Source organism: Klebsiella sp. MS 92-3, assembly GCF_000195655.1.
GTDB classification, from domain to species: domain Bacteria; phylum Pseudomonadota; class Gammaproteobacteria; order Enterobacterales; family Enterobacteriaceae; genus Klebsiella; species Klebsiella pneumoniae.
In genome coordinates this window covers 36,821-47,080 of record NZ_GL882852.1, presented here as the reverse complement: position 1 = coordinate 47,080, position 10,260 = coordinate 36,821, and the positions used below count along the sequence as shown (strand labels likewise).

Sequence of the window (10,260 nt, the reverse complement as noted above, 5' to 3'; positions counted from 1 at the left end):
GTTTATCCCCGCTGGCGCGGGGAACACGATTATCTGCCTGGTGGCCAGAAGCGTGGATGCGGTTTATCCCCGCTGGCGCGGGGAACACACTTCGGTAACCGTACTGGCAGCACCGGCCACCGGTTTATCCCCGCTGGCGCGGGGAACACGCAAAAAACACGGTGCGGCGCTGGTACTTCGATGGTTTATCCCCGCTGGCGCGGGGAACACTTCCGGTTACTTCATCGAATTTATCAATATTACGGTTTACCCCCGCTGGCGCGGGGAACACCGGATCGGCAGAGTCGACAAAACCCAGCCCGCCGGTTTATCCCCGCTGGCGCGGGGAACCCGCCCGTCTTTTTCCGAGGTATCAGCGTGAGCGGTTTATCCCCGCTGGCGCGGGGAACACTAAAGATATATTACTGTTTTATAATAGCTTTTTAAGCACACAACAATTTACCAACTTTATCACAACAATCTCACATTATTAAAGAACATCCAACTCATTGATTTTCAACGGGAAGGAATGAAACCAGTCGTAGGCCATCTAAATCTACCGGTATACGGCGGTTTTCTCCCCAGGTTTGAAACTCAAAACCTGATTCGCTGTTTGTCGCCCAGGCCATCACGACATTTCCACCGTCACTTAGCTGTATCACCTGCTGCCAGATCATTTCCCGGATCCGTTTTGAGGTATCACCAACATATACCCCAGCGCGGATCTCAAGCAGCCAGATTGCGAGCCGTCCTCGCAGGCGAGGTGGAACATTTTCCGTCACCACCATAAGCATACTCATCAGCCATGCCCTCGATGCCCTTTATCTCCCATCGACTCGGGCTCGGGTATCGCCGGCGGCAGCATATCCGGCGGTGGTTGAGGCGGTTCAATTTCGCCAGCAGACAGCACCTCTTCAATCAACGGAATCAATTTGCCTGTCAGCTTTGTACTGCGGAAAATATCGCGACAGGCCAGCCTGACTTCTTTATCCGGCTCCGCAGGATGGCTGGCGGCGATCTCAAATGCTTTTGGCACGACGGAATCAAATTTAATAATGTCAGCAATATCATAAACAAACGAAAGCGGCTTACCGCTGTGAATAAAACCGATGGCAGGCGCATAGCCTGCCGCCAGAATCGCTGCTTCAGATATACCGTATAAACACGACGTCGCTGCACTAATACACTGGTTTACAACATCCCCCCTGGCCCAGTCTTTTGGATCATAATTGCGCCCGTGCCATTTCACACCGTAGCGTTTCGCCAACAGAGCGTAGGTTTGCCGAACGCGAGATCCTTCAATACCGCGTAGCTGCTCCACAGAACGGCGCGCGGGTGGCGCTTCACGAAAACGCAGTTCATACATTTTGCGCACCACCTTCAAGCGCAAATCATCATCCAGCGCCAGCTTAGCCTGGTACAAGAGTTTGTCGGCCCGCGCGCCGCCGGGCTGGCCGGAAGAGTAAACCCGCACGCCCGCCTCCCCCACCCACACCAGCAGCGTCCCGACGGTCGAGGCCAAACGCACTGCCGCATGAGAAACCCGCGTTCCCGGCTCCAGCATAATGCAGGCCACCGATCCTACCGGGATATGCGTGCGGATCCCGGTCTTATCGATTAATACAAATGCGCCATCAAGTACATCGATCTGCCCGTACTGGAGAAAGATCATCGATGTCCGATCTTTCAGCGGGATGGGGTTTAACGGCACGAAGGTCACTCGCCATCCCCGGGTTTAATCATCATCATTCCGCAGCCAAAAGCCCGGCTTTTACCGTATCCCGACGCCAGACGCTGCAAAAATAACGCTGGATCGTTCACCACCAACATGCCGGTGTAATCCACACTGCTGAACTGAATGGTCTGGCGCGATTTTTCGCGCCGTATCTGCTGCTGACGATAAGCATCCACCACGGTCTCCGCTAAAGAAAACCCGCTTTGTTCACCTTGCCGCGTTAACCAGGCCAGCGCCGCCTGTTGCTGATGCGCCCAGATATCCCGAGGTTCAACCTGCTCTTTAACCTGGCGCTTAGCGTCCATCAGCAGATCGTGGCGCTTGCCGGCTTTACAAATCGTTGGATTTGCCCGCAAGCTAAAACACAATCTCTGGCCAGCCCGCAGTTCGGGATTAAACGAACGGCTTTGGATCTCAAAAATCTCGCTCTCAGCAGGCAGCTGTGGTGACAAAACGAAAAAGCGAAATGCGCCCTGCAACGCTTCGCGCCGATAGAGAAACTGCCGCTGTTGCCCGCCTGGAAAAAGCTGCCACAACCACTGATGCATGACATATTCACCGCGTTCCACCAGGTGCAAGAGCTGTAATGGCGAAAGCTGCGCGGTATACAACGTTATTCTTGAGAGGTACACGTTTCCTCCTTACTGAGCCAGGTTCCCTGATTCATGGAGCGCTCGCCAAACAGCCAATGCTGGCGGTTAAGCGGACAGTCGCGGCGCCGCAGTATTTTATTGGCGACTAAACCAGCATGCTCACCCTCCCACCAGCATTGATCCTGCAGCTGTCGCAGAGAAAGCCTCAGCAGGTTAAATCTTTCCTGATACTGGCGATAAGCCTGGCGAAGTACCTCTGCGGCGTGGCCTTCAAGCAGCAGCGGCATTAACGGCAGCGCCAGCGGATGACTTTTGCGTCCCAGATACAGCGGAAATACCGGGTAACGTAGCGCCTCATGCAACTGCTCCAGCGAGTAAGGCGCATCAGGCGTGACCGCCACCGCAATCATCCACCAGGCATCGGTATAATAATCGCGCCGGGAGATCAGCGCGCTGAGTAGCTCAGGATCCTGTAACTCTTCGCGGCGACTGAAATAGCGCGCCTTACGCACTTCTTTCGGCATCTGTACAGTATGATAATCCCTCGCCCAGCGCGGTTCGCTGCTGGCGCAGAGCAAAAAGGAGTAATGCTGGTTGAAGGCGTTTAACCGCTGTTCTTCTTCACGGCGGATCCCTAATGCCGCCGCCAGCAGCCCCAGCAATGCTGAACGGGAGGGTAGCTCATGGCTATGACGGACCTCGCCGGGGGCGTCCACGCCCCACGACGCCATCGGACCATGAAGCTGAAAAACCAGATATTGGCTCATTAGCCGCCCCTTACGCGCAGATGAAATCAAGCACGTCATTCATGCTTCCCTGCTTATTCATCACGTCAAAGTGCTGAAATGCCGTCTGCTGCCCGTAGACGGTATTCATATTTTCCCGCAGCGCAGTAATCCGCTGCACCGCGACATCCAGCTGATCGCCGCCATTAATGGGCTGATAAAATGCCGCCGCCAGTGAGCGTGGTTGATCGGTACCTTTTTCCGCCAGCGCCCAGGACGCATAGGCGCGGCTGGCGAAGCTGTTCTGTTTGCCGGTTGGAGAGACTTTTAGCGCCGCTTCGGTGAAGGCGCGCAGCGTTTTGTTCGCCAGTTCTTCATTACCGTTGAGGTTGTTCACCAGCAGATCTTTATCAATGCAGATATAGGTATAAAACAGCGCCGAGCCAAAACCTGTCTCCCCTAAGTGGCCCGCGCCGGCGTCTTCAGAGGCCGCGCGTAAGTCATCCACCGCCGTAAAGAAATCGTCCTCAACAATGGTTTCGCTAACGCCAAAAGCGTGCGCCACCTGGCAGGCAGCTTCAACGTTATAGGTCGGTTGGTCCGCCAGCATACGGCCAAACATCGCGATATCCACCGCCATGCGGTCATGGCGCAGCAGCGCCGCTTCTTCTTTCGTGGCCGCACGTTTTTCTTCCGCCAGGCGGTGCGCCAGCGCTTTCACGGCGTCAAACTCTGCGGGGCTAATGTGCGCCAGCTGTTCCGTTTCCGAACACTTCAGCGGATCGTTTTGATCCGCTTTAGTTTTAACTTTGCCAAAGCATTCACCAATAGCTTTGACGTAATCCACCGCTTTCCTGGGTTCAATCCCGCTCTTCACCAGAATTTCCGCGGCTTCGCGGGCGATGCGGCCGCTGCGGATGCCAATATGGCCGGCCAGTGCGTGCTCAAAAAGTTCGGAGGTACGCCATGCGCGTTTCAGGCTCTGTGAAGAGATGCGCAAACGGGTCGCCCCACCAAGCATCACCGTTTTCGGCGCGCCGGTATCGTCGCGGTTGAGGTTAGCGGCAGGATAAGCAGTCAGTAAGTGAAGCTGAATAAAAGTCGTCATTTGAAATTCCTTTTAAAATCATTCGGCATCGCCGGCCTGGTAATAGTCCAGCGCCCAGCGGATACGGATAAACTCGATTGGCCGCTGCTGACGGCGGCGGTGATTCAGTAAATCGTCTTGCTCACGACACCAGCGAAAGATATCTTCCGCCAGCGACAAGAGATTGACAGAGCCGTGGAGCAGACTTATCGCGCGACGCAGCTGGCGCAGCAGCTCATCGGGGGTTTTGACCGCCGAAAGCCGGGCAAACCTCAGTCTCGACATCACCGGGGTATCGCCCGTTTTCTGCCCCAGCTGAGCGGCGAACGTCTGGCGATCATCAATCGTTTTGACCTGCGCCGCCAGCGCCGCCACCAGCGCCAGCGCGGTAAAACGCCACGCCTTCCCCTGGGTGTTCCACAGAGAATGTGTTTGCACCATCAGGGAGTGGAAGCCTTCCGACAGGCAGACATCGTTCAACGTCGCGCTACGCCGGAGGCTGGCCCGCAGACCGCGCTTCTCCTGCAGCTCTTCATGCCATTGGCGCAGAGTGGCCTTATGTTCATCACTTACAACATTCATTGCGCAGCCTCCTGCTTTTTAGCCCTGGCGGCTTTTGCACTCTGCTTTTCCGCCGACGTGGCGAAATATTTTTTACGCGCGGTCATGCAGCGCGCCAGGTCGTTGTTTTCATAGGGATTGGTAAAGACACGATCGTCAAAGCAGCGACGAACGAATAACCACAGCTCTCTTTGCCATTTGTCCAGCCGCTCCTGCGCGGGTTGGCCATTCTCCAGTTCGTGTATGAGGTTCAAAAAAAGCGGCTGGGTCTGGTTCCAGAAATCGATATCAATAAAGCTAAAGTCGCCGCGCGCGCCTTTGGGATCGTCAAACCATGCCTCTTTTAGCGCGCTGCGCAGCAGGCTCAGCAGGCGTGCGGCGGTTTGTGCTGCTTTGCGTAAATCCGGGATCGTGCTTTCATCCGTCAACAGCGGGAAATGATGTTCGTACCAGCAGCGAATCTTCATGTTGTCGAAGTCGGCGCCAAATCCCCATAGCCCGGCTTTGATGTTCCTGAGACCGCGTGCATTGAACACCTTCACGACCTGGGCTGGGTATTCACTGTTGCTTTCCGTCTGATTGTCCTGGCTTAACCCCAGCCAGTCGCGCCAGATAAGCCCGCCGGGCTGGGGTTTGACGGAAAAGAAGCCGCCGTCACCTTTCAGCGCCAGACGATACGGCGTGAGCGGGTGGCGCCAGCCGTCGTAGTTTATGCCGTAGTTTTTGACCGCCATCTGGCTGAGTAGCCCATCGCTTTCGCTGGCGCAGGTGTCGCAGGTCCCTGGCTGAGTGGCGGCAAAATCCAGGCGAATACGGCGGGGCATTCCCCAGTACGCCTGCAGCTTATCTACCTGCTCCGGGGTAGTGATGGCGCTGGCTTGTTCGCTGGTGCGCGTCGGAGCAAGCCACGGGAAAACGGACTCATCGTAAGCGGCAGGTAACGGCATATCCGCGGCATCCTGCGGCAGCACGTTGAGCCACAGCTTGCGCCATAGCGGCGTGAGTCGCTCCCCCTCATACTCCTGCAGTTCAATCAGCGTGGTCAGCGGCCCACCGCCGCGCAGTCCGGTGCGGTAGCCTTTGCCGCCTGCTGGCGCATTCAGCTGTAAAGAAAACAACGCCAGCGCAGCGCAGTGCGGGCAAAAAGAGTTGGTCACGCCACGTTTGATAAAATGGTCTTTATTGAATTTAGTGGTCTGCGCGCCGGGGACCTCCGGTAACAGGGAGGCAATCGACACCTTATCGCCCCCTAACGAATCGAAATCCTGCATAAACGAAGGTGTATCCGGGCCAAACTGAAAGGCAGCCTCCAGCGGCGCTAATGCCGCAACGAGCGTCTCTGCGCTTAACCCCTCTTCCCAGGTATCTTCCCAGCCATTGCGGTTTTTGGGAGCAACAGCGCACTGCAACAGTCCAATCAGAAATTGCCAGGCAGCACCTTGTAAATCTGCTCGCGTAGCGGCAATATCCACCACGTCCTCATCCGTCAGACCGACCGGCGCCAGCTTACCCGTTGTACCATCGCGGTAACGGACCGGAAGCCAGGCAGTAGTTAAAAGAGAGAAAGTATTCATGTAGTTAGCTGCTAGACCTCCATTGTTCCGATGAGTCCTTCACTGGCCGAATAACCGCAATCCGGCGAGTCTGTAACAATAATCACCACGGCGAAATCCGGGTTTTGATGCTGTTGTACACACCACTGCTGCAGCGGCTTTTCAGCCAGGAGCGTGAATTCAGTTTTGTGTTTACGCCACCAGCTTTCCCGCACCCGCAGCATGCTCATTTCCCACGGATGCGCGCCGCAGGCATAAGGCAGCAACCGTCCATCGACGTTTTTCGCCAGCCACAGCGTGATCGACTCTTCTGCCAGGCGAGTAGAGAGCTTGTCAGCCAGGAAATCACTGCTATCGGGGCTATATCCCGGCTTGAAGTTCAGGAGCATTTGGTGAGCAAACGCGCGATCGCAGTAATATTTTGCCAACTGCGCTTGCTCGGCTTTGGCTAAACCATCGGGAATAGCGATACCTTCCCCGTAGACGGATTCAATCAATAATCGGGCAGATTGTGGCATCCGAATGGCCCCCTGCTGTCGCAAAACGCGCTGCGTCAGCCACAGACGGCCGTGATCGGGATAGACATAAGCGCTGTTACGCAACGCGCTGGTCAGCCACTCTTCTTGCGGCGCTTCATCCCACTCCGGGGCGAGGATCAGCAACTGTGGCGCCGCACGCTCGTCCTCTCCGCCGATTTTCAGCCGACCGCGACGATCCCGGATATGGCGTTGAAGCCGACCCGCGCGCTGAATCAGCAAGTCGATCGGCGCTAAATCAGAGATCATGTCGTCCATATCGATATCCAGGCTCTGCTCTATGACCTGAGTGGCAATCAGCACCCTACCCGCCCGCTGCGTGCTGTCGTCCTTGCCGAAGTGCGATAAGGTTTCCGTCTCAATTCGCTGACGGTCATAAAAGGCAAAGCGGCTATGGAATAACGAGATTTTTTCGGCGGGGATCGCGCCTCGGGCCAGCAGTTGGCGATAGATACGCACGGCGTCGTCAATGGAATTGCGTATCCAGGCGATACAGCGGCCTTCGCTGGCGGATTGTTCGATACGGGTGAGGCAGGCTTCTTCGTTATCCAGCCAGCCGATGTTCACGCTGCGCTCGACCTCTTTGCGGGTGGCGACATAGCGGGAGATCACCTCTCGCCCCGCCACCTGCGTCAGCCAGGGATAATCGTCATCACCCAGAAGCGGCGCCGCAAGCGCGCAGCCGCTACCGCGACTAAAGGAAGCAACCAACTTATCGCGCTGCTGCTGCGAGAGCGTAGCGGAAAGCAAGATAACGCAGTTGCCGCTGCGCGCCTGTTGCTCAATCAGGCTTTCCAGAATCCGCGACATATAGGCATCGTAGGCATGGATCTCATCGGCCAGCAGCACTTTATTGTCGAGTCCCAACAACCGCAGGTTGTTATGTTTAAAGGGCATGACTGCCATCAACGCCTGATCAAGCGTGCCCACCCCCACCTCGGCCAGAAGCGCTTTTTTATTGCTGTCGGCAAACCATGCCGCGCAGCCCTGGCTGAATGGCTGTTCGTCATCAGGCTCTTCCGAACCGGAGACAGCGCCGGGCCAGATACGCTGATTAAAGCCCTCCATCAACCCGCGAGCGCTGTGCGCTAGCACCAGGCTGGGGCGCGCGTCAGACTGGTATAAGGCAAGCCACGATTGTGCCAGCCGGTCAAACATCGCATTGGCCGTCGCCATCGTCGGCAGACCGAAAAACAGCCCCTGCGCCTTTCCGGCAGACATCAAGCGGTGGGTAAGGATTAACGCCGCCTCCGTTTTGCCTGCTCCGGTAACATCTTCAAGGATAAACAGCAGCGGTCCAGGCTGGCTGATATCCAGCTCAAGCACCGCCTTCTGGAGCGGCGTAGGATGCTGGATAAAAGGAAACAATGTCTCTATTCCCGTAAATGGTGCAACAGCCGCAGCAGGAGGAAAAACATTCACTGCCTGCTCTGCCTGCGCGTTTGCCTGCCGCCAGTAGACATCAAGCGGCATTCGCTGGGAGACCCGGGGAAAAAAGCGGGTCGATGAGCCCGTCCAGTCAGCCAGTACCACCGCAGCCGAAATAAACCACGACAGGTGACTGAACAGCTCCACACCTGCATCATCATCCCAAAAGGACGGGATTTCCATGTCCGGGAATAGCGATTTAATAGCTAACAGAAAGTCATGCGCTGCTTTAATATCGGATGGATGGAAATTATCCAGAGCGCGCATCCCCACCGGCGGACGCCCGTGATGGCCAGTGGTTAAGGGCATCCACAGAGTAATTACACGCTTAAGTTTACGAATGGAAAGCGATGAGTTCGGAAATAATTCTGAACAATCGCTGAAGTGGGAATTCCATAGCCAATATCCCAGTGACGCATGGGATATTTTTTCATATGTATTTCGACTATCCTTCTGCACGCAGAGATTATCATGGGAATATAATTGTTGAAATGAACGGGAGAATTTCCCAATATCATGCCAGCATAATAGCCAGGCAAAGAATTGCGCGGCGTTTTCAATATCATTAATCCCTAAACGCCTGAAATAACCTGCCAGACCATAGATATCTCGCTTTACCATCCAGTAGCCCATTGCGGCGACATCAAGGGAATGCCAGCACAGCAGATGGTAATCATCACCCCCGCCGGGTTCTCCCTGGCGAGTTTTACCCCAGTAGTTATAAATTGACACAGCATGTCCAGTGCAGAATCGACAGTGAACTGATAATGTACGCTTTTAAGCCAATTTAAAAATGATATAACTCAAGATAGTTGTTTATTATTAACGCATATAAAATAATGGGCTACATTCACTGAATTAATAAAATAAGGATATAGTTTTTAAATATAAAAAATCCCGGAATGACCGGGATTAAATAATAGAGGAGACAACCGCGCTTAACCCTCGTGCAATCCGCACTCGCGTTTAAGCCCGAAGAACCGGGTCTCTTCTTCTGCCATGCCCGGCTCCCACTTGCGGGTGGTGTGGGTATCGCCTACCGAGAGATAGCCCTGATCCCACAGCGGGTGGTACTTCAGCCCGTGCTTTTGCAGGTACTGATACACCGTGCGGTTATCCCAGTCGATAATCGGTAGCACCTTGAACACCCCGCGCTGGACCGCCAGCACCGGAAGCGTTGCCCGGCTGCCCGACTGCTCGCGGCGCAGACCGGCAAACCACGTCTGCGCGTTGAGCTCTTTCAGCGCCCGGTTCATCGGCTCAACCTTGTTGATCTCATTGTATTTCTCAATGCCCTCAACGCCCTGCTCCCACAGCTTGCCGTAGCGCGCCTCCTGCCAGGCCGCGCTTTCAGCCGCGCGGTAGACCTTCAGGTTCAGCTTGAGCTTGTCCGTCAGCTCGTCAATAAACTGATAGGTTTCCGGGAACAGGTAGCCGGTATCGGTGAGGATCACCGGAATATCCGGGCGGATCTGATTCACCAGATGCAAACTGACTGCCGCCTGAATGCCAAAGCTCGACGACAGCACATAGTTTCCCGGCAGATTTTCCAGCGCCCACGCCACACGCCCTTCGGCGTCAAGCTTTTCCAGTTGGGCGTTGGTTTCCGCGAGTGCCAGAATGCGTTCCACTTTCGGCAATGCATTAAGCGCGTTTAGATCGAGTACGGACATATGAACCTCGTTTGCCTGTTTTGCTGGACGACACTGCGTTCGTCCGGCCTACGGGTTTCGCTGGCCCGGATCGCTACGCGCCACCGGGCACCAGGATGTTATTCCCAGAAATCGCGGGCTGGGTCGAGCACCGGGCGAATGATGCCCGCACGCACCGTAAAATCGCCGAAGCCTTCACCCGCTTCGCGCTCTTTCGCCCAGCGCCCTACCAGTTCGTCTAGCGAGTCGAGAATTTCCGACTCGGTAATATTCTCCCGGTACATCCGCGGGATGCGGGTGCCGTTGCGGTTACCGCCGATGTGCAGGTTATAGCGGCCCGGCGCTTTGCCCACCAGTCCCACTTCCGCCAGCATCGCGCGGCCGCAGCCGTTCGGGCAGCCGGTGACGCGG

At 55.7% G+C, this 10,260-nt stretch carries 9 protein-coding genes, 1 pseudogene and 1 CRISPR repeat array; all 10 genes and pseudogenes read right to left on the bottom strand.

What is annotated here, in order from left to right:
- Positions 1-60: 60 nt before the first annotated feature.
- A CRISPR array of direct repeats spans positions 61-391; the repeat unit is 28 nt; unit sequence GGTTTATCCCCGCTGGCGCGGGGAACAC.
- Positions 392-485: 94 nt separating this feature from the next.
- Positions 486-779, bottom strand: a complete 294-nt coding sequence (gene cas2e / locus HMPREF9538_RS04905) for a type I-E CRISPR-associated endoribonuclease Cas2e (RefSeq protein ID WP_009308509.1) — start codon at positions 777-779, stop codon at positions 486-488.
- On the bottom strand, positions 779-1,699 hold the full coding sequence (gene cas1e / locus HMPREF9538_RS04910) for a type I-E CRISPR-associated endonuclease Cas1e (protein ID WP_009308510.1): 921 nt from the start codon (positions 1,697-1,699) through the stop codon (positions 779-781). Before cas1e ends, cas2e begins: the two co-directional genes overlap by 1 nt.
- A complete protein-coding gene (gene cas6e / locus HMPREF9538_RS04915) occupies positions 1,696-2,346 on the bottom strand; it encodes a type I-E CRISPR-associated protein Cas6/Cse3/CasE (protein ID WP_009308511.1) in 651 nt (216 codons plus the stop codon). Before cas6e ends, cas1e begins: the two co-directional genes overlap by 4 nt.
- The gene (gene cas5e / locus HMPREF9538_RS04920; RefSeq protein ID WP_009308512.1) at positions 2,328-3,074 is read right to left on the bottom strand and encodes a type I-E CRISPR-associated protein Cas5/CasD; all 747 of its coding nucleotides are present in this window, start codon (positions 3,072-3,074) and stop codon (positions 2,328-2,330) included. The genes cas6e and cas5e overlap by 19 nt, the downstream gene beginning before the upstream one ends.
- Positions 3,075-3,084: 10 nt before the next feature.
- Positions 3,085-4,140, bottom strand: a complete 1,056-nt coding sequence (gene cas7e / locus HMPREF9538_RS04925) for a type I-E CRISPR-associated protein Cas7/Cse4/CasC (RefSeq protein ID WP_009308513.1) — start codon at positions 4,138-4,140, stop codon at positions 3,085-3,087.
- Positions 4,141-4,158: 18 nt separating this feature from the next.
- Positions 4,159-4,701 carry a type I-E CRISPR-associated protein Cse2/CasB gene (casB, locus tag HMPREF9538_RS04930; protein WP_004142782.1) on the bottom strand — a complete coding sequence of 181 codons (543 nt, stop codon included), beginning with the start codon at positions 4,699-4,701 and terminating at the stop codon, positions 4,159-4,161.
- Positions 4,698-6,254 (bottom strand): type I-E CRISPR-associated protein Cse1/CasA, encoded by a 1,557-nt coding sequence (gene casA, locus HMPREF9538_RS04935; RefSeq protein WP_009486039.1) that lies wholly within the window; start codon positions 6,252-6,254, stop codon positions 4,698-4,700. The genes casB and casA overlap by 4 nt, the downstream gene beginning before the upstream one ends.
- 11 nt (positions 6,255-6,265) lie before the next feature.
- Positions 6,266-8,929, bottom strand: a complete 2,664-nt coding sequence (locus HMPREF9538_RS04940) for a CRISPR-associated helicase/endonuclease Cas3 (protein WP_032457234.1) — start codon at positions 8,927-8,929, stop codon at positions 6,266-6,268.
- A gap of 206 nt (positions 8,930-9,135) precedes the next feature.
- The gene (gene cysH / locus HMPREF9538_RS04945; protein ID WP_002915177.1) at positions 9,136-9,870 is read right to left on the bottom strand and encodes a phosphoadenosine phosphosulfate reductase; all 735 of its coding nucleotides are present in this window, start codon (positions 9,868-9,870) and stop codon (positions 9,136-9,138) included.
- Between the two features lie 98 nt (positions 9,871-9,968).
- Positions 9,969-10,260, bottom strand: a pseudogene (locus tag HMPREF9538_RS33045) (sulfite reductase subunit beta); the annotation flags it as partial.

Bases quoted from the DNA above. Each gene is read 5' to 3' on its own strand.
- cas2e (WP_009308509.1), bottom strand. From the start codon at position 779: ATGAGTATGCTTATGGTGGTGACGGAAAATGTTCCACCTCGCCTGCGA.
- cas5e (WP_009308512.1), bottom strand. From the start codon at position 3,074: ATGAGCCAATATCTGGTTTTTCAGCTTCATGGTCCGATGGCGTCGTGG.
- cas7e (WP_009308513.1), bottom strand. From the start codon at position 4,140: ATGACGACTTTTATTCAGCTTCACTTACTGACTGCTTATCCTGCCGCT.
- casB (WP_004142782.1), bottom strand. From the start codon at position 4,701: ATGAATGTTGTAAGTGATGAACATAAGGCCACTCTGCGCCAATGGCAT.
- casA (WP_009486039.1), bottom strand. From the start codon at position 6,254: ATGAATACTTTCTCTCTTTTAACTACTGCCTGGCTTCCGGTCCGTTAC.
- cysH (WP_002915177.1), bottom strand. From the start codon at position 9,870: ATGTCCGTACTCGATCTAAACGCGCTTAATGCATTGCCGAAAGTGGAA.